This is a genomic window from Terasakiispira papahanaumokuakeensis (assembly GCF_001709345.1).
GTDB classification, from domain to species: domain Bacteria; phylum Pseudomonadota; class Gammaproteobacteria; order Pseudomonadales; family Halomonadaceae; genus Terasakiispira; species Terasakiispira papahanaumokuakeensis.
The window spans coordinates 1,506,915-1,526,873 of the sequence record NZ_MDTQ01000001.1 but is presented as its reverse complement, the minus strand read 5'-3'; the positions used below and the strand labels follow the sequence as shown (position 1 = coordinate 1,526,873).

At 50.2% G+C, this 19,959-nt stretch carries 17 protein-coding genes; 7 read left to right on the top strand and 10 right to left on the bottom strand.

Features of this window, described 5'->3' with window-relative positions; translation table 11 throughout:
• Positions 1 to 10 precede the first annotated feature (10 nt).
• From mmsB to puuE, 9 genes are all read right to left on the bottom strand, one after another.
• Positions 11 to 901, bottom strand: coding sequence for a 3-hydroxyisobutyrate dehydrogenase (gene mmsB / locus BFW38_RS06665; protein WP_068997688.1), 891 nt, complete (start codon positions 899 to 901; stop codon positions 11 to 13).
• 177 nt (positions 902 to 1,078) lie between these two features.
• Entirely contained in the window at positions 1,079 to 2,200 is a 1,122-nt protein-coding gene (locus BFW38_RS06660; protein WP_218186375.1) for an enoyl-CoA hydratase/isomerase family protein, read from the bottom strand.
• A gap of 71 nt (positions 2,201 to 2,271) precedes the next feature.
• Positions 2,272 to 3,057: an enoyl-CoA hydratase gene (locus BFW38_RS06655; protein ID WP_068997687.1), complete on the bottom strand. Its 786-nt coding sequence runs from the start codon at positions 3,055 to 3,057 to the stop codon at positions 2,272 to 2,274.
• A complete protein-coding gene (locus BFW38_RS06650; RefSeq protein WP_068997686.1) occupies positions 3,054 to 4,220 on the bottom strand; it encodes an acyl-CoA dehydrogenase family protein in 1,167 nt (388 codons plus the stop codon). Before BFW38_RS06650 ends, BFW38_RS06655 begins: the two co-directional genes overlap by 4 nt.
• Before the next feature lie 34 nt (positions 4,221 to 4,254).
• Complete coding sequence (locus BFW38_RS06645) at positions 4,255 to 5,745, bottom strand: CoA-acylating methylmalonate-semialdehyde dehydrogenase (protein WP_068997685.1); 1,491 nt, start codon at positions 5,743 to 5,745, stop codon at positions 4,255 to 4,257.
• Positions 5,746 to 6,080: 335 nt separating this feature from the next.
• The gene (locus tag BFW38_RS06640; protein WP_068997684.1) at positions 6,081 to 6,569 is read right to left on the bottom strand and encodes an ureidoglycolate lyase; all 489 of its coding nucleotides are present in this window, start codon (positions 6,567 to 6,569) and stop codon (positions 6,081 to 6,083) included.
• A gap of 134 nt (positions 6,570 to 6,703) precedes the next feature.
• Positions 6,704 to 7,531, bottom strand: a complete 828-nt coding sequence (locus BFW38_RS06635; protein WP_068997683.1) for a bifunctional allantoicase/(S)-ureidoglycine aminohydrolase — start codon at positions 7,529 to 7,531, stop codon at positions 6,704 to 6,706.
• A 511-nt stretch (positions 7,532 to 8,042) separates the two neighbouring features.
• Positions 8,043 to 8,888 (bottom strand): MurR/RpiR family transcriptional regulator, encoded by an 846-nt coding sequence (locus BFW38_RS06630; RefSeq protein ID WP_068997682.1) that lies wholly within the window; start codon positions 8,886 to 8,888, stop codon positions 8,043 to 8,045.
• 89 nt (positions 8,889 to 8,977) lie between these two features.
• Positions 8,978 to 9,904 (bottom strand): allantoinase PuuE, encoded by a 927-nt coding sequence (gene puuE, locus BFW38_RS06625; protein ID WP_068997681.1) that lies wholly within the window; start codon positions 9,902 to 9,904, stop codon positions 8,978 to 8,980.
• A gap of 516 nt (positions 9,905 to 10,420) precedes the next feature.
• Between puuE and BFW38_RS06620 the strand changes: the two genes are divergently transcribed.
• The 7 genes from BFW38_RS06620 (at position 10,421) to BFW38_RS06590 (ending at position 19,070) form a co-directional block, all read left to right on the top strand.
• Positions 10,421 to 11,149 carry an aspartate/glutamate racemase family protein gene (locus BFW38_RS06620; RefSeq protein ID WP_068997680.1) on the top strand — a complete coding sequence of 243 codons (729 nt, stop codon included), beginning with the start codon at positions 10,421 to 10,423 and terminating at the stop codon, positions 11,147 to 11,149.
• A gap of 74 nt (positions 11,150 to 11,223) precedes the next feature.
• On the top strand, positions 11,224 to 12,624 hold the full coding sequence (locus tag BFW38_RS06615) for an NCS1 family transporter (protein WP_068997679.1): 1,401 nt from the start codon (positions 11,224 to 11,226) through the stop codon (positions 12,622 to 12,624).
• A 44-nt stretch (positions 12,625 to 12,668) separates the two neighbouring features.
• Positions 12,669 to 14,174, top strand: a complete 1,506-nt coding sequence (locus tag BFW38_RS06610; protein WP_425427889.1) for an NCS1 family nucleobase:cation symporter-1 — start codon at positions 12,669 to 12,671, stop codon at positions 14,172 to 14,174.
• Between the two features lie 450 nt (positions 14,175 to 14,624).
• Positions 14,625 to 15,017 (top strand): MerR family transcriptional regulator, encoded by a 393-nt coding sequence (locus tag BFW38_RS06605; RefSeq protein ID WP_068997678.1) that lies wholly within the window; start codon positions 14,625 to 14,627, stop codon positions 15,015 to 15,017.
• 133 nt (positions 15,018 to 15,150) lie between these two features.
• Positions 15,151 to 16,866: an AMP-binding protein gene (locus BFW38_RS06600; RefSeq protein ID WP_068997677.1), complete on the top strand. Its 1,716-nt coding sequence runs from the start codon at positions 15,151 to 15,153 to the stop codon at positions 16,864 to 16,866.
• 198 nt (positions 16,867 to 17,064) lie between these two features.
• Positions 17,065 to 18,570, top strand: a complete 1,506-nt coding sequence (locus tag BFW38_RS06595; RefSeq protein ID WP_245686090.1) for a DNA-3-methyladenine glycosylase 2 family protein — start codon at positions 17,065 to 17,067, stop codon at positions 18,568 to 18,570.
• Positions 18,567 to 19,070, top strand: coding sequence for a methylated-DNA--[protein]-cysteine S-methyltransferase (locus BFW38_RS06590; RefSeq protein ID WP_068997676.1), 504 nt, complete (start codon positions 18,567 to 18,569; stop codon positions 19,068 to 19,070). Before BFW38_RS06595 ends, BFW38_RS06590 begins: the two co-directional genes overlap by 4 nt.
• Before the next feature lie 121 nt (positions 19,071 to 19,191).
• Here BFW38_RS06590 and BFW38_RS06585 read toward each other — a convergent pair whose 3' ends face one another.
• Positions 19,192 to 19,920 carry a YebC/PmpR family DNA-binding transcriptional regulator gene (locus BFW38_RS06585; RefSeq protein ID WP_068997675.1) on the bottom strand — a complete coding sequence of 243 codons (729 nt, stop codon included), beginning with the start codon at positions 19,918 to 19,920 and terminating at the stop codon, positions 19,192 to 19,194.
• Between the last annotated feature and the right edge of the window lie 39 nt (positions 19,921 to 19,959).

The window sequence follows — 19,959 nt, the reverse complement described above, 5'->3', positions numbered from 1 at the left end:
AAGCCAGCGTTTACTCAGCCGAAGTAAAGAAAAACTGAAGACTCGAAAAATCTTGTTTGCCGTGGCCCCGTTGTGCGTGTAATGCATATAAATTACGAGCCAAAGCCCCCATAGGCATCGCCGCATGACTGGCCGTCGCCATATCCGTGGCTAGACCTAAATCCTTCAACATCAGATCGACTTGAAAGCCGCCCTGATAATCATTTGAAGCGGGTGCACCGGGCATCACACCAGGCCAAGGGTTGTAGCCATTCAATACCCAGTTTCCGCCGGAACTTTGCTGCATAATATTGGAGAGCACTGCCGGGTCTAGCCCATTTTTAACGCCTAACGCTAACGCCTCGGTGGTGCCCGCCATCAAAACCGCCAACAGCATATTGTTACAAGCTTTGGCGACTTGACCTGCCCCCAAATCTCCAGCATGGAATACATGGCGTGCCATTGGCTCTAATACACTTTTCACTTGCTCAAAAGCTGATTCCGCCCCCCCAACAATGAAGGTCAACGTCCCGGCTTTGGCACCGCCAATACCGCCAGAAACGGGCGCATCCACAAAGGTGATTCCTTGCGCTTGTGCCTCAGCCCCCACTTTACGTGCGGTCATGGCGTCAATGGTTGATGAATCGACCACGACACTGCCAGTAGGCAATCTCGCCAATAAACCGTCAGGCCCAAGATAGAGTCGCTCAACATGCTGCCCTGCAGGCAACATCGAGATGACATACTCAGCCCCTTCCGCGGCAGCAGCGGCAGAAGGGGCGGCCTTGGCCCCTGCTGCTTCTAACGCTTGCATCGCTGACTCAACCAGATCAAAGACAACAACGTCATGCCCGGCCTTGACCAAACATGTCGCCATAGGTTGGCCCATGTTGCCTAAACCGATGAATGCAATCTTTGCCATATTGCTCACTCCTTCTTGTATTTGTTGTAGTGGTCTTGGACACTTTTTGCCTTGCGACTTTGGCCTCAAACCCAAAATGGTGGCCTCAAACCAAGATGAAATAAGGGTTCTGATCAACAGGCCTGTAAATTAGCAAGCCTGAAGATTAGCAAGCCTGAAGATTAGCAAGTCTGTAGATTAGCAAGTCTGCAGATCCGATAAGGGATGGCGCTGATCTCCCCAGGGCAATCGATGAAAGTCATCAATCCAAGCCGAAGGCACTGACTCCGCCGTGGGATATTGCCACTGAGGCTTTTTATCTTTATCCACCAGTAATGCTCTTACACCTTCGGCGAACTCACCTTTCAAACAGGATTGCACTGACACCACAAGCTCTTCTTGGAAGACTTGTGCTAACGACAAATGACGACTACGGCGCAATTGGTCAATGATGAGACGCATGGAGCTCGGCGAGCCTGCGGCCAATGTTTGGGCCGCACGAGACAGCCACGGGTCATCGCCGTCATAGCTCAATAACTGCTCAATGAGTCGCTCATCATTCGCAGCATCAGTAAGTGACTGAATGACATCAAAGTGGGACTGAACCTGAGCTTCAGGCCATTGGGAGGTATCTTGAGCTTCAAAATCCTTGAGCACTTGATGCACCTGCTGATCCGCAAGATCTACGGCAGTCACCGCTTCACAGAGCGCCTCAAATACTGCTTGACGTTGGTCATTGGCGATACACCGATCAGCCAAGCCCACAAAGCACGCATCCGCTGCATTGATCTGGGCCCCCGTGAGCCCCAAGAAATAGCCACACCGACCCGGCATACGATTCAGGAACCAACTTGCCCCCACATCGGGATAAAGACCGATCGTGATTTCAGGCATCGCGATGCGCGACGATTCCGTGACCACACGGTGAGAAGCCCCAGACATGAGTCCTAAGCCTCCTCCCATGACAATACCGTGCCCCCATACAATCAACGGCTTAGGATAAGTATGAATCAGATAGTCTAGACGATACTCTGCACCAAAATAGCTTGTTGCCAATGTTGTGGCGGCATCAGCAGAGGCTGTCATGCCATGATAAAGTTGCACCACATCACCACCAGCGCAAAATGCTTTATCGCCCTCTGCTTCCATCCAAACGGCCACCACATCATCATACTCAGCCCAGTGCTTAAGCTGAGCGTACATGGGCTCAATCATGGCCATAGATAAGGCATTGAGTGATTTTGGGGCATTCAGACGAATAATCCCTATTGTTTGCCCAGCAGAGGTCTGGCGCGTTTCAAGCAGAACAGCCTGATCCATAATTGGCTCCTCAATGATCTTCACAGGGTAGTGCTGGGTCGATCATTAGAACGACCCACAAACTAGAACGATCAGCGATTTTTCCATTCAGGCGTACGCTTCTGTAAAAAGGCTTGCACCCCTTCGCGCTGATCTTCGCTATCAAATAAATCCACAAAGCGCTCTCGCTCTAGACGCCAACCGTCAGCATGCGAGCGCTGTTCACGCGCGCTCATGATGAGAGATTTACAGGCCGCAACTGAAGTCGGGCTCTGCTGACAAGCCATCTCAGCCATGGTCAAAGCTCGTGACAAGGCCTCCCCTGTCTCAACCACCTCTTCAACTAAACCGATCGCCAGCGCTTTCTCTGCTGAAATACGCTCACCGCATAAAATCATTCGCTTGGCCCAGCCTTCGCCCACTAACCAAGGCAGATTTTGAGTCCCCCCCGCACAGGGCAATAATCCGACTTTAGCCTCAGGTAACGCCATCTGCGCTTGTCGTTCAGCAATACGCAAATCACACGATAAGGCGCACTCAAGCCCACCGCCCATGGCATAACCATTGATAGCCGCAATAGAAACACCACGAAACGCCGTCAGCGCCTCAAAGGCCTCACCAAAACAACGGGCCATCTTGCGTGCCACTGCGTGATCACCTTCAGCAAAGCGATTAAGATCAGCCCCTGCTGAAAAGAATTTATCACCCGACCCCACCACAACCAGCGCATAGACATCTCGATTCTGATTGAGTGATTCTACCGTGGTCTTCAATTCATATAAGGTGGTTTCATTCCACGTATTGGCAGGTGGATTATGAATGGTCAAAATCGCCGTATGCCCCTGAATATCGAGTTTTAAACCAGCAGTATCTGTCATATCAGCCCCTCGATAACCCCTTCTTCCAACACCCGACGTGCAATAATCAGGCGCATGATTTCATTCGTTCCTTCGAGAATTTGGTGCACCCGCAAATCTCGAACATAGCGTTCTAATGGATACTCTCGGATATAACCGTATCCACCATGTAACTGCAGCGCTTGATTGGCCACCTCGAAACACGCATCGGTCGCTTGGCGTTTCGCCATGGCACAAAACAATGTGGCTTCGGCATCTTGTTGGTCTAACTTAAAGGCCGCTAAGTGAACCATTTGTCGTGCCGCCGTCCAATCTGTCATCATATCGGCCACTTTGAACTGTAGCGCCTGAAAGCTCGCTAGTTCGCGACCAAATTGCTGACGTTCGTGCAAATAATCACGACTACGCAATAATGCCGCTCGTGCGCCGCCTAATGAGCAGGTGGCAATATTGATGCGTCCACCATCCAAGCCTTTCATGGCGAACTTGAATCCTTCACCTTCTTCGCCCAAACGATAACGCTCCGGAATGCGCACATTATCCAATGTCACCAGTCTCGTGGGCTGACTATGCCAACCCAATTTATCCTCAGCTTTGCCATATTCAATACCCGCTGAATCAGCGGGCACAATAAACGCGGATATCCCACTGGCTCCGGAGTCTGCCGCTCCAGTCCGCGCCATCACAACCAGAAGTTGCGTACGACCGGCACCTGAAATAAACATTTTGGCGCCATTAAGCACATAATCAGTGCCCTCTCGATCAGCACGGGTTCTCAAGCTGGCCGCATCGGACCCCGCACCCGGTTCAGTCAAACAGTATGAACCTAACCATTCACCTGCAGCCAAACGAGGAACGAGTTCCGCCGCGACAGTCTCTTGGGCAAATGAGGCCACCATCCAGGTGACCATATTGTGAATTGTGATGTAGGCAGTCGTCGAAGGACACGCAGCGGCCAGCTCTTCAACAATCAACGCCGTATCTAACCGCGACAAGCCCATCCCACCATACGTTTCAGGGGTATAAAGACCACAAAACCCCATTTGCCCAGCCTCGTGAATGACCTCCTCTGGGAAAATGTGCTCCGCATCCCAGCGCGCTGCATTCGGTGCCATGGCTTTTTCAGCAAAGGCTCGTGCCGCATCGCGAAATGCGATTTGATCTTCACTAAAATTAAAATCCATCAAGGCCTCCTTTTGAGACTCAAGCGATTGAGACTCAACGCATCTGGATCGAGAAGTTCGGGCCTGAAACAGGTTCAGAGGTAAACCAACGTGCAGTTACTGTTTTCGTTTCGGTATAAAAACGCACCGCTTGCTTGCCGTAAGCATGTTGATCGCCGTAGAAAGAACCTTTCCAACCAGTGAAAGAGAAGAACGGCAACGGCACGGGAATCGGAATGTTAATCCCGACTTGTCCCACTTGAATCGCATGCTGGAAACGTCGAGCAGCGCCCCCGGAACTGGTAAAGATAGAAGTCCCGTTGCCATATGGACTTTGGTTAATTAACTCAACCGCGTCTTGAAGTGATTCTACTTCCATACATGCCAGCACTGGACCAAAAATTTCTTCACGATAAATGGCCATGTCGGTTGTCACGCCACTGAACAGGGTCGGCCCGATCCAGTGTCCATCAGGATAGCCCTCAACAACACAGCCACGACCATCGAGGTCAAGTGAGGCCCCTTCATCGACCCCTTGCTGGATCAAATGCTCAATCCGAGTTTTGGCTTTAGCACTGATCACAGGACCATAACTGGCACCGGCATCATTCCAAGCCCCGGGACGCACCTGACTCATGGCCTCTTTCAGCTCAGGAATCCATTCACGAGCCTGTCCCACAAAGACGGCCACCGAAATCGCCATACAGCGCTGGCCCGCAGCTCCAACAGAAGCACCGACCAAGTTATTAATCACCTGCTGCTTATCGGCATCAGGCATAATCACCATATGGTTTTTGGCCCCAGCAAAGCTCTGGACTCGTTTCATATTTCGAGTCCCTGTTTCATAAATATACTGACCTACCGGCACAGAGCCGACAAAGGAAATGGCGCGAATGTCGGGGTGGTCTAACAAGAAATCGACTTGCTGTTTTGCCCCGTGAAGAACCTGTAACACCCCTTTTGGAGCGCCCGCTTCCACAAACAGCTCAGCCAGTCGCATCGGCGTTAAAGGATCTTGCTCTGACGGTTTCAAAATAAAGGTGTTGCCACAGGCAATCGCCAGCGGGAACATCCATAAAGGAATCATCGCAGGGAAGTTGAACGGTGTAATCCCAGCACACACACCCAAGGGCTGAATGTAAGAATAACTGTCGATTTCTCGGGCTACATTCTCGACCGTTTCCCCCATCATTAGTGAGGGGATATTGGCCGCATGCTCAACAACTTCAATTCCTCGCCAAACATCTCCTTTGGCATCCTCAAAGGTTTTTCCTGTTTCTTGAGAGAGAATCTCAGCCAACTCATCATGGTGCTCTTTAAGTAACGCTTGATAACGCATCATCAACCGTGCACGTTCAGATACCGGCGTTTCCTTCCAAATTTCGAATGCTTGGCGAGCGCTCTCATAGGCGCGCTTCATTTCACTCTCGGTTGCACAGGGCGCTTTTGCCAATACGGCTTGGGTCGCGGGGTTAGTGACCTCAATCCACTGATCCGTCTGGCTTTGGATAAATTCACCGTCGATAAAAAGGGAAACACCTTGCATGGTTCATGCCTCGCGTTTTTGTTGTATGAAGATGATGCACCAATATCACCTAACGTTAACGTCAACGATAAAGGCAAAGCAATACCCAACCAAGCATTTGCTTGGTCTTCTTAAGTCTTAAGACATTAGTCGAACGCAATTTCGTTAATAGAGGTGTGCGGTGTGCGGTGTGCGGTGTGCGGTGTGCGGTGTGCGGTGTGCGGTGTGCGGTGTGCGGTGTGCGGTGTGCGGTGTGCGGTGTGCGCAGGATGGACGAGCAACACCGGCTGAGTCTAGCGCCAGCGTTACTCGATCCCAAGATCCGATAACAGCTTCAATACCCTGTCATCAGATCATCACGGTAGGACAACTCTTAACGGGTAAGCCACCTCATCACAATTGTGGCCCGGTCCTCCTCGATCAACGACCAGAAACTCTCCCTGAACATCCAATACAGAGTGAATGGCATGCCAGGTTCCCACATGATAATTCACGCCCTGACGGCCATCGGTCACAAAAGCACAAATTTTTTCAGGATCTGGAGATTCGGCAGGAGGCGCCACCACAATAATGAAACGCTCTTCATGTAGCGGTATAAAAGCTTGACTCCCTAGAGGGTGCCTTTCCAACCCTTCGACATCTAAAGGGACCGTTACCGGTTGGCTGACAAAAATATTGATTAATGTGCGAGCATCATCACCTAAAAGCTGAACTTCAGCCAAATCATGATGACGCTGAGTACGCCCCGCATTGATCATAAAATAATCAGAAGTGCGCCCATCAATCACATCGCCGAAAGGCTTAAACGCTTCAGCCGTCAAAGGCTGTGCAATCAACTCAAGCATGGAGATTCCTATGTTCTAGGCTCTAGTCAAGCCACTCAGAAACCTGAGAGCCGTCATCACAAACCTGCATGACACACAAAACCAACAGGCCGAATAAGGGCGTCATCAACACAAGGTGAAAACGCCCGATTCGCTTAGCGCAATGTCAAAGACATATGACGATTCACATCTTTATACAGCAAATAGCGGAAAGGCTCCGGTCCACCGGCATAACATGCTTGCGGGCAGAAAGCCCTTAACCACATATAATCCCCCGCCTCGACTTCCACCCAATCCTGATTCAAGTGATAAACAGCCTTACCCTGCAAGACATATAAGCCATGCTCCATCACATGGGTTTCATCGAAGGGAATCAAACCGCCGGGCTGAAAGGTCACAATATTGACATGCATGTCATGCCGAAGGTCAGTCGGATCAACAAAACGGCTCGTAGCCCAGGCGCCATCCGTATCCGGCATAGGCGTTGGCTCAACGGCCTGATCATGGGTAACAAACGGTTCTGGCCTATCAAGCCCTTCAACCGCCTCATAACGCTTACGAATCCAATGGAATCTGACGGGCGCCTCATGCTCGTTACGTACTTGCCAACGACAGCCCGCAGGCAAGTAGGCATACCCTCCTGTAGGCATCGCATGACGCTCACCCTCAATCGTCAGAGTCATCTCACCTTCAACGACAAACAATACACCTTGCGCTTGAGCATCAGGCTCAGGCTGCTCACTCCCGCCTCCCGGAGAGACCTCCATAATGTACTGGGCGAAGGTTTCACTGAACCCTGACATCGGGCGTGACAAAACCCAAACGCGCGTATCATCCCAAAAAGGCAAACGGCTGGTCACAATATCGCGCATGACACCTTTGGGAATAATGGCATAGGCCTCTGTGAAGACCGCACGGTCCGACAACATCGCCCGCTGTGAAGGTAGGCCACCCTGAGGGGCGTAGTAAAGGGATTGACTCATCATGACTCCAACTTTTCTTATTGAAAGATGCTGAATTAAAAGATATCTGCCACAGAAAACTGTATATAAAAACAGTCACTTCAAATCAACGTACAAACTCGCATCATCATCACCCGATACGAGCGCTTAACCTTGGCTTAAACGCCTTCGCCTTGCTTGATCCAGTGACATAATCCCATTGTCCAAGAAACGAAATGATCTTTATAAGCAAAAAAGAAACATTTGTTTCAAGCAAGATTAAAATCATCCAATAAACACTAAAGAGAAAGCAAAGTCTATGCCAAACTAGGTTCACTTCCGGCTCACTGGCCCCACGGCGTGACAGCGTCTAATGCCCCTCAGTGGAAAACACTAACGCCTCAAAAGCCCTGAGGATGTCATGGAAAGTTGCTCATAGATTTCATAGGTGCCGCCATCACACACGACACGAGCCTACTATTCCAATCGGCAGATCCATTCCAATCAACAGATCTATTCCAATCGACATGCTCATGCCAATTGATATGCCCACTCAAATCGATAACTCATCTAGCGCCTCATAGGTGTCGGCCAGCACATCAATACGTTGGCGCCCTTCTGCCATCCGCTGGTGCAACACGCTATTCGCCAATAGGCATACCAAACTCATTGGAACCGCGTAACTGTCAAACGCTGAAGTGCTATCCAAACCACAACTTAACTGCCAATCCGCGGCCTCCATCCCAGGAAAAGCACTATCAGCCATAAGTAGAACTTTCATTGGCCTTTCTGCAAGCCAGGTCATCAAACCATCAAAGACACGGGGACGGCGCCGAAACCCCAACACAATAACCAAGTCATCTTCATTAAGACCCACCAACTCATCGGATAATGACTGGTTCGGTAATGGCGCTAACTGCACACCACTGCGAATCTGGATCAGCTGTTGTCGACAGTGCAGCGCAATCGGATAACTATTGCGAAACCCGATCACCACAATATGGCGTGAACGATCAAGCGCAGTCACAATTTCAGCAAAAGTTTCTGGCGAAATCTCTGCAAGACAACGCTCAAGATTATCCTGCTCACGCTGCTGATGCCGCCGAAAAAGTTCCAGCGGCGTTGCCGAGCTACCGCCTTCAGTTGCCAAGGGGATCCCCAGTGCTCTGAGTTCACGAGCATGACGTCGAACCGCTTGATAGTTCTCAAACCCCAGCCGTTGGAACAGTCGAGTCACCGTTGACTTAGACACGCGCGTCAACCTGGCTAGATCTGTCGCGGTATACACAGCCAAATCTTCAAAATGATCTAGAATAAACGCAGCCACTCGCCGTTCTTGCTGGCTCAACTGTTCAAACTGCGCACTAATTCTTTGGCCAATATGCGGCTGGGGCGTCATGTTCACCCTTATCCATCAACGTGATTATCAATAAAATCATCCAAGCTCGTACCGAGCCAGGATAAGGCGTTATAACATCAATGATACAGTCAAAGCGCTGGGTGATGAGCCTGCCAATGACGCGCAATATCCACCCGGCGAGCGACCCAAACCCGATCATGCGATTCAATATGGTCTAAAAAGCGTTGTAAAGCCCTAAAGCGCCCCGGGCGACCGATTAAACGGCAATGCAGGCCGACTGACATCATCTTAGGGTGGGTCTCACCTTCCGCATAAAGGACATCAAAAGCATCGCGCAGGTAGGTGAAGAAATGATCCGCCGTGTTGAATCCTTGAGGTGCTGCAAAACGCATATCATTCGTATCAAGTGTATAAGGCACAACCAAGTGTGAATGGGACTTCCCTTGGCTATCGGTTTCTGTCGTCCAAAAGGGTAAATCGTCACCATAATAATCGCTATCATATAAGAAAGTGCCCTGATCTAGCACCAACTGACGCGTATGAACGCTATCCCGACCGGTGTACCAGCCTGCAGGTAGCTCTCCATAAAGTTGTTGAAAAATCGCCAATGCCTTGGCCATATGCTCACGCTCAACCTCTTTATCGACCCCCTGATAATGCAGCCAGCGCCAGCCATGGCAGGCGACTTCATGACCTAATGTTTTAAAAGCTTGTGCCACTTCGGGGTTGCGCTCTAAAGCCATCGCAACACCGAAGACAGTCAAGGGTAAATTGCGCCGTTCGAACTCATCCAAAATCCGCCAGACACCCGCTCGCGAGCCGTATTCATAAATAGACTCCATACTCATATGGCGCTCTGGATAACTCTCAGCACCAATGATTTCAGACAGAAATTGCTCTGAACCTTCATCACCATGCAGTACGCAACGCTCTCCACCTTCTTCGTAGTTCAGTACAAATTGCACAGCCACTCGCGCATTACCCGGCCATGTCACTTCAGGCAAATCTCGACCATAGCCAATAAGATCACGAGGATAAGATGCGCTGTCAGTCATGAATCGATACTCCTAAATGAGTCATTAAAGCTTTCTAAGGTATTGATAAAAAACGATTGAACACCCCAAAAGCGGAACATTCACTTCAATGTCAAAGCCAACCCTCAATCATCGAAGACAATAACGTCGATCGACCGGCCCGGCTTCTCTTCGCAAGTTTCGCTCAATAAAGCACAGTCTCAAGCCCACTGAAAGCCCTGCACCAAATGAGTTCATTTCAATTAAATTTAAACTTTAGTGCACCTAATTGTTCACCCTCAGCATCAAAAACCACACCAAAAACAAACTAACTCATTGATATCAAAAACTTTTATAAGAGAGGCACGAAAACTGCATATCAACGAAACAAAAGTTTCTATATCGACCAATTAGGCATTTTATTTTCACCGACAAAAAAAGAAAGTAGACATTAGCCTGCAGATTTTTGTGTTTAGACGGCCAAAAACTGAAAAGGCCGTGATGAAAAGAAAATCAAGCCCATTAAGCGAAGACCTAGTGCCAGGATGGAGTCACTGCATGAAGATCATGATCATCAACCCAAATACAACCGCGTCAATGACAGAGAAAATGGCCCAAGCTGCACGTAAAGTTGCGGCTCCAGGCACTGAGTTGATCGCTACCCAGCCTGCAGATGGCCCAGTATCGATTGAGAGTCATTTCGATGAAGCGATCAGCGCCATTGGCGTTCTCGACACCATCCGCGAGCATCAAGCCGATGCTTACGTTATTGCATGCTTTGGAGATCCTGGTTTACTGGCTGCACGTGAATTAACGGCCGCCCCTGTTCTTGGCATTGCCGAAGCCGCTTTTCATGTGGCCAGCATGATCAGTACACGCTTCTCTGTCGTCACCACACTGGCTCGCACCGGCATCATTGCTGAACATCTCTTAGACCAATACGGGTTTGCTTCACATTGCCGGAAAGTAAGGGCTACGGACTTACCTGTTCTTGCGTTAGAGGAAGATAACGACAGTGCCTATGAACACCTCTATCAGGAATGCCTGCTAGCACAAAAAGAAGACCAGATTGGCGCCATCGTACTCGGTTGCGGGGGGATGGCTGACATGGCTGAACGCCTAACCGAAGCACTTGGCATGCCGGTCATTGATGGGGTAACGGCCGCAGTGAAGTTTGCAGAAGCCTTGGTCGGACTCAACTGCTACACCAGCCGCTTTGGTGATCTAGCACCGCCTCCGGCTAAACCATTTATCGGACGCTTTGAGTACTTAAGCACTAGAGCTTAAGCGCCTAACACTGAGTACCGTACTACGACCCTCAATCGGCAACCAAAAACAATCATAAGTAGAGGCTAGGTAGCATGACATCAAAAACAGTGACATCAGCGACTGGAGAGGCGCCGAGCTCAACCAGCGCGTATGCTCCAGCAGCGCCTGAAGCCGCTCACTCAGGGAGTAAAAGCCTGGGTGAAGAATCCCTTGCACCACAACAAACCCGGATTATGGGGCCTTGGTCTTACCTACTGGCCTGGTTCGGTGGTTGTGTTTCGATTGGCACTTTCGCGATGGGCTCCAGCATCGTCGGCACGCTTAACTTACTCCAGGCAAGTATTGCCATTGCGGTCGGTTGTTTCGTCATTGGTCTAGCCCTGATGATCAACGGGGCAGCCGGATATCGATACGGTATCCCTTTCATGGTTCAAGCCCGTAGCGCATTTGGCATGAGCGGCACCCGGATTCCTGGGCTCATTCGAGCGGTCCCAGCCATTGTCTGGTACGGTTTTCAAAGTTGGATTGGTGCCGGCGCGCTGAATGCAGTCTCCGTTACTCTGCTCGGCTTCGATAATCTTGTCTTCTATTTTATTGTCTTTCAGCTGGCCCAAATCGCCCTTTCGATTCTCGGCTTTCAGGGCATTAAGTGGCTAGAAAATTTCGGCAGCGGTTTCATTCTGCTCGCACTTGTCTATATGTTCATCAGCGTATTGGACAAGTACGGCGATGTCATCATGTCTCAACTGGTGAATATTGAGGGCACTTGGGGCTTACCCTTTTGGAATGCCACCATGCTGTTTTTGGGCATTTATAGCACCATGATTCTCAATGCCAGCGACTACTCGCGAGAGCTGAAGCAAGGCACCGGCCCCACCGTTTTAACCACACTCTATGCCATGTCAATTCTGCCCTGCACATTGTTTATGGGCTTGATTGGACTGATTGTCTCCGGCGCAACCGGTGTCGCCGATCCGATCCAGGTCTTTGCCAATGCGGTTGATAACACACCGCTGCTGGTGGTGACCCTACTGTTCATCGCTTTTGCTCAGGTGACCACAAATGTGCTGAATAACGTGGTGCCCCCCACCTATGTACTGATGGATATTTTCAAGCTGAAGTACCGCCCTGCGGCCATCATTGTCGGGCTCTTGGCTTTTGCGTCCTGTCCATGGCTATTAGTGCAAGAGGATTCTGCAGCCGGTCTACAGCTTTTCGTCCAGATTTATTCCGCATTTTTGGGCCCCATCTTCGCCATTATGGCCGTTGATTACTATTTGATTCGAGGCCGCTCAGTCAATATTGAACATCTTTATGACCCTAATGGCCCTTATCAAGGCACTAACTATGCGGCCCTGGTGGCAACTATCGCAGGGGTCATCGTCGCCTTCAATATGTCGACCATTTCTTGGTATGCCAGTTTAATACCCGCCGGGCTAGTGTATTACTTACTAATGCGCTACTGGCCAAGTTGCCAGCGCTTCCAACGTTGAACCCAACCGATCAATAAAAACAACAGACGACAAGGTGCCAGACCATGAGCCATGAGCCGTCACAACAACATACACAGACGATGAATCCAGAGCATGAGCTAACGATTCATCACCCCGATCCTTCGCTCTACAACGAAGATCTTGCCCCAATCCCGCACAAAGAACGCAAATGGGGCTGGTTCGAGATTTTCAATGTCTGGTCTAACGATATTCAAAGTCTATTTGGCTATTCGCTAGCCGCTTCGTTGTTCATCAGCTATGGCCTAAACGGCTGGGCTGTTATGGCCGCCATTATTCTGGCGGGGGTTATCGTCATGTTCCTGGTCAATCTAAGCGGTCGACCCAGTGTTCAATACGGCATCCCGTTTCCAGTCATGATTCGCGCCAGTATGGGCACAAAAGGTGCCAACTTGCCTGCCATGCTACGTGCGATCGTGGGTATCTTTTGGTATGGGGTACAAACCTACTTCGCTTCAACAGCCCTTCACTTGCTTCTGGCCGCATTATTCGGAGACTCAGGGACACCTTGGTTAGGGATGACGCCATTAGGCTGGGTCGCCTTTATCGCCGTTTGGTGCTTCCAACTGTTGATGTTCTGGCGCGGCATTGAATGGATCAAAACTTTCCTCAACTGGGCCGGCCCGTTGGTTTATATCGTGATGGTGCTGCTTATGGTCGTCATTTGGTACCAAGCTGGCGATGATATTTTCCCTGCGATTGCTCATATTTTCAGTGGCGCCAGCGAAACAGATGCAACCACCAACAGCATCGGGGCTTTCTTTGCTATTACCGGAACAATGATTGCCTACTTCGCGGCCGTTGTCATCAACTTCGGGGATTTTAGCCGTTTTGTGCGCAGTGAAGGCGAAATGAAAAAAGGTAACCTGATTGGGCTTCCACTGAATCTTGCCTTTTTCTCATTCATCACGCTAATGATCACCGCCGGTACGCTGGCCGTTTTCGGCAAAACCATGACCAATCCGACAGATATTGTCGCCCATGTCGATTCATTACCCCTCACTCTGCTCGCTGCCGTCACCTTCTTTGCCGCAACCGTCGGGATCAACCTAGTCGCCAACTTCATCCCACCTGCTTATGACTTGGCCAACCTGATGCCCAACAAAATCAACTTTAAAACAGGGGGTCTGATCACCGCGATCATCGCCTTTGTGATTGGCGGTTTGTGGGTCTCTTTAATCAGCAAAATCGGCATTCCTGGATTTGTGAACGCAATTGGCGCAGTGATTGCCCCCTTCTTCGGCATTATCGTGGCTGACTTTTATCGTGTTCGTCGACAAAAGCTGAACATTCAGGCGTTATTTTCGGCAGACCCCGACAGCGCTTACCACTATGTTAACGGCTGGAACCGCCGTGCCTTAATGGCCTTTGGTCTAGCTGCCTGCTTCTCATTAAGTGCCATCTGGGTGCCTTCACTGGCTGCACTTAATGGCTATGCTTGGTTGATTGGCGCAGCGCTTGGCGGTGTCTTCTACACCCTTTTCATGTTCCGTCAAACGCCAGAACGGCTGCTGGCTCAGACAGCGCCTTAACGCTTTCGGCCATCGAGCCACTGACAACAGGCATGTCATAACAAGCACTTCACAACAGTACTTCACAACAGTACTTCACAGAAGGCGGGCGCAGATGCGCCCGCCTTCTGCTTTATATCCAGTTCGCTCATCAGGCGTTTATTCAAAGAGACTGATCTAAAACGTTTGAGTGGTTTCCTTTAACTAACACGCCAACATCAGCCTTAACGCTAACGTTCAAACACCATATTTGGCATAATCCTTGCTTTAATTCTTGTTCACAGACCTCAAAGGCCCACAGAAAATCCGGATTGCGTTACAATGATGCATTCTCTGGATCTATAAGCCCTATACAAGCTCATCCCAATCAATACATCCCATGACTTGCCGTAAACCCCTCAACCGGACCTTTACGTCAACGTAAAATACAACTAGGTTAAATGCATACCGAAGGCCATGAAGACCAAAAACATGCCTCATCACCGCACTTATTCCATTAGTGAACTGGCAAAAGAGTTCGACATTACCACTCGAACCATCCGTTTTTATGAACAACAAGGGCTTTTGTCGCCGACCCGGCAAGGACAAACTCGAATCTATAATGAAAAAGATCGTGTTCGCCTAATGCTGACGTTAAGAGGCAAAAGACTCGGTTTTAGCTTGGCTGAGACCCGTGAGCTTTTTGAGCTTTATGACACGACAAGACGCGGAGATAGTCAGCAGCTTCAACGCATGCTAAAAATTCTAGAGCGTAAGCGGCACGACCTAGAACAGCAAATGAGCGACATTCGCCGTTTGCAAAGTGAACTCGATGCTGCAGAAACGCGCTGCCGGGAAGCACTGGCAGAGCTGGAGTACGATTGAGCCCCCACGGATGGAACGGTTCCCTTCTTCTAAAAGCGTCGGCATGATGCCTGACTAGAAGCACACCGTCGTCATAGCCCACCCGTGAATGGCTCATCGTCATTCATGTGATCTCAATATCAGAGGTGGCGTTATGAAGGATCAAAACCACAAGCCGCAGGTCAGTTATGTCAGCGGGACCTGCGACTTCCCTTTGTTAGGTAAGACCATCGGTGAGCAGCTAGATGACACCGTCGCCCAGTATCCGGAACTTCCCGCTTTAATTGCCTGCCATCAATCAATACGCTATGACTACCGCACTTTTCACGAAATTGTCGAAAAATGCGCCCGAAGCCTAATGTACCTGGGGATTCAACGTGGAGATCGCGTTGGAATCTGGTCTCCCAACAACGCGCAATGGTGCATTACTCAATTTGCCACGGCCAAAATCGGTGCCATCCTCGTCAATATCAATCCATTCTACCGACGCCATGAATTGGCTTACGTGATCCAACACTCGGGGCTGACCGCATTAATTATCAATGATCAGCTTGCAGTCAAAGAACTTGATTACATAGCGATCATTAGTGATCTGATCCCAGAACTCAAAACCCAAGATCCCGCCCATTTTCACAGCCAAGAGTTCCCTCAACTTCATAGCGTGATCTGTTTGAATGAAGAAGCGGCGACATCAGCCATGCTCAGTTGGCAACAACTGATACAATATCATACCCACATCCCTTATGAGGCGCTTTTACAGCGCCAACAGAGCCTCCAATTCGACGACCCCATTAACATCCAATACACCTCAGGGACAACGGGTATGCCAAAGGGGGCAACCCTATCGCATCACAATATCCTGAATAATGGCTATTTCGTTGCTGAACAACTCGCCCTAAAACCTGGCGAGGCCGTAGCACTTCCAGTGCCGCTCTATCATTGCTTTGGCATGGTCATGGGTAACCTGGGCTGTATCACCCACGCAGCCACCATGGTGTATCCCAGTGAAAGCTTTGATGCCCAGGCCACCTTAAAAGCCGTCGAAGCTGAAAAAGCCGTCGCGCTGTTTGGGGTCCCGACCATGTTTATTGCCGAGTTAGAAGAACCCCGCTTCGATCAGTACGACTTGAGCAGCCTTAGGACAGGCATCATGGCGGGCACAACCTGCCCCATCGAGGTCATGCGTCAGGTAATGGAAAGGATGCACATGCGTGACATCACAATCTGCTACGGCATGACAGAAACCAGTCCAGTCAGTTTCCAAACACTGAGCGATACGCCGTTAGAAAAACGAGTTTCAACCGTAGGCGTCATCCATCCTCACTTAGAAGCTAAAATCATCGACACCGAGAGCGGTCAGATTTTACCTCGTGGGAAGAAAGGTGAGCTTTGTACTCGCGGGTATAGTGTCATGCTGGGTTACTGGAATAACGCGGAAGCGACGGATGAAGCCATCACCAGTGGCTGGATGCATACGGGCGATCTGGCAGAAATGGATGAAGAAGGCTATGTCACGATCACCGGTCGCAAGAAAGACATGATTATTCGCGGCGGCGAGAATATTTATCCGCGAGAAGTCGAAGAATTTTTACATGCGCATCCAGAGATCATAGATGCTCAGGTCATAGGTGTGCCTGATCGTCACTATGGCGAGGTTGTCATGGCTTGGGTGCAGTGTCGTCCCGGTAGCACCTTAGATGAGGAAGCACTACGTCAATACTGTGAGGCAGGTGTCGCTTATTACAAGGTACCGGCCTACTTCCGTTTCACTGACAGCTTTCCCATGACGATCACGGGTAAAGTACAAAAATTCAAAATGCGAGATATCAGTGTTGAAGAACTGCACTTAGCGTCTGGATCAGAGGTCTAGCGACAATCATTAAGTCGCAATCAAGCAATAACAACCAAGCAACCAAGCAACAACAGTCAAGAATAACAATCACTCAGTATTATCCCATGAGCACTTAACCTTAACGGATCCATCTCAAACAGAATGTCCGAAAATGGCGAGCCGACTCACCCTCGGCTCGCTATCATGACGCTCTCAATGATGATGCGAGAAGTCATAATGCTCGATCCCACAAACTGCTATCAAGCGCTAATCAGTCGAGATGCCCGTTTCGATGGCTGCTTCTATACTGGCGTCATCACCACGGGGATTTACTGCCGCCCCGTTTGTCCGGCACGTAAGCCTAAGGCCGAACACTGTCGTTTTTTTGCTCACCCGGCAACAGCAGAAGCCGCAGGCTTTAGGCCTTGTCTAAAGTGCCGCCCAGAATTGGCCCCAGGCCACCCCCAACGTCCGCAAAAAGGGACCTTGGCGTACAGGGCTGAGTATTATATTCGTACCGGGCTCATCACAAGCGAACAGCCGGTTTCCAGTACGGGCTCACACCGCAGCGGCCCCGCCTACTGCCAAGAAGATTTAGCCAAAGCGCTAGGGGTAACGAGCCGCCATTTAAGGCGCACCTTTCGGCAACATTTTGGCGTCTCCCCACACGCCTACACACAGACGCAGCGATTACTCAATGCTAAGCGGCTACTGGCTGAGCGTTCGCTCTCTATTACTGAGATCGCCATGATTGCCGGTTTTGGCAGCCTAAGACGCATGAATGCTCTTTTCAAACAGCACTATCAACTAACTCCTCGACAACTCAGAAGCTCTGCAGCGCATCAAGTCAGCCAAAATCTCCACTTTGAACAAACTTACCGCCCCCCTTACGATCACACCGCACTACTCTCATTTCTGGGAGCAAGAGCGATTCCAGGCGTTGAAATCGTCCATCAACATCAATATTGCCGCAGCGTCAGCCTATTTCATCACAACCAATATCACCAAGGCTGCTTAGCTGTCGATTGGCTGCCAGAGCCTCACTCTAAGGTCCAAATCACCTTGAGTGCGAGCCTTGCGCCAGTCACGCCCCAGATCCTCGAAGCACTGTCCCATCTGCTGGATTTAGATGCCAACCCCGCCGAAATCAACACCACACTGGGCTTATTGGCAAATCACAACCCCGGCCTTCGCGCTCCCGGTGCTTTTTCCGGCTTTGAGCTGGCGGTACGTGCCATACTGGGTCAACAGGTCTCGGTCGCAGCCGCACGGACACTGGCTGGCCGAATCGCATCACTGGGTACGCACTGCACGTTTCATGAAGATCAGAGCATAACCTTTGATCATCAGAAAACGACTTCTGACCAAGCCCTCACCTACTACTTTCCTAATGCTGACCAGCTGGATGAATGTGGCGCTCAAACACTGATCCAGTTAGGTGTCATGCCCTCACGCGCTCATGCCATCATCGCACTCGCCCAAGCGAGCAAAGAAGGATTAACGCTCCACCCTGGCAGTGACTATGACACCACCACGTCTTGGCTCAATAGCTTGCCTGGCATCGGGCCCTGGACAGCGCAATATATTGCCATGAGAGCACTTCATCGACCGGATGTCTGGCCCGATAATGATCACGGTTTAAAGAAAGCAACAGGGTTATCAGGCGCGAAGCTCAAAGCATTCATGAATCAATATGCTCCCTGGCAGGCTTATGCAACCCAGCACCTTTGGAGTCAACGATGAACTCATACAATGCCGATCCTGCGGTGACCATCGAATATATGATCCTCACCACCTCGCTGGGGCCTTTATGGATTGCGGCAGAAAACGATCAACTGATCGGCAGTTGGTTTGATCAGCAGCGTTATTTTCCAGACACTCAAGGTTGGCGAAAGGCTCAGACAGCGCTGCTGATGCAAGCAGCTGAGCAGCTCACAGATTATTTTCAAGGACAGAGACAGTCATTTGAGTTACCGCTTGCGCCCCGCGGCACACCCTTTCAAAAAACGGTGTGGCATCAACTGCAAACACTCCCTTATGGCAGCACCACCGAGTATGGAAAGCTTGCCTTGGCAATGGGGCGTCCAACCGCAACACGCGCGATCGCTGCCGCCATTGGCCGTAACCCGTTATCGATATTGATTCCTTGTCATCGCGTGGTCGGCAAGAATGGCCAACTGACGGGTTATGCGGGCGGTTTAGCGCGAAAGGCATCATTACTGAAGCTAGAAGCCAGCCATTAACGCTTAACAGACCACATCAGATAGCGTTAAACGACAACGAGCCCCAAAAGGGGCTCGTGCAACCACCGCAGCGGAAGCCATCATGCATCCGATCATATCATGCGGGGTTTATTCATCATGGCTATTCATCACTGCTGTATTCAGCATTGTGATAGATTTCTTGGATATCTTCCAAGTCATTCATCAAACCGACAAAGCGCTCAAACTGCGCAATATCTTCACCCTCAATCGGGTGAGGCATCTGCGGCAGGTAAGTAATTTCTTCAACTTCTAAATTAAGCTGCTCATCCATTGCAAAGAGCGCATTACGCGTCTTAGCAAACTCGGTCGGCGGCACTAAAACGGTAATCATACCGTCTTCACAATCAATATCCGAAACATCAACATCCGCTTCCATCAAGGCTTCCAATGCAGCCTCTTCATCCTCACCAGCGAAGACAAACATCGCTCGATGATCGAACATGTGAGAGACAGAGCCCTGACTGCCCAACTTCGCCTTGCACTTCGAGAAAACACCTCGAATCTCACCAAAAGTACGATTAGGGTTATCCGTCAAAGCACTGATCAAGACCATTGCCCCGCCCGGCGCAATCCCCTCGTATAAAGCAGGCTGAAAGTCCTCACCAGACCCCCCTTTAGCCTTATCAATGGCTTTCTCAATCACGTGACCGGGCACCTGATCTTTCTTAGCACGCTCAATCAAGCTGCGCAGCGACAAATTAGCCGTTGGGTCCGGTCCACCATTCTTAGCCGAGACGTAAATTTCACGCCCGTACTTTGAATATACTTTGGTTTTTGCGGCGGCCGTTTTGGCCATGGATTCCTTGCGGTTTTGGTAGGCTCTGCCCATGGGTGTCTGCCGTTTTTCTGTGAACAAAAAAAGGATTAA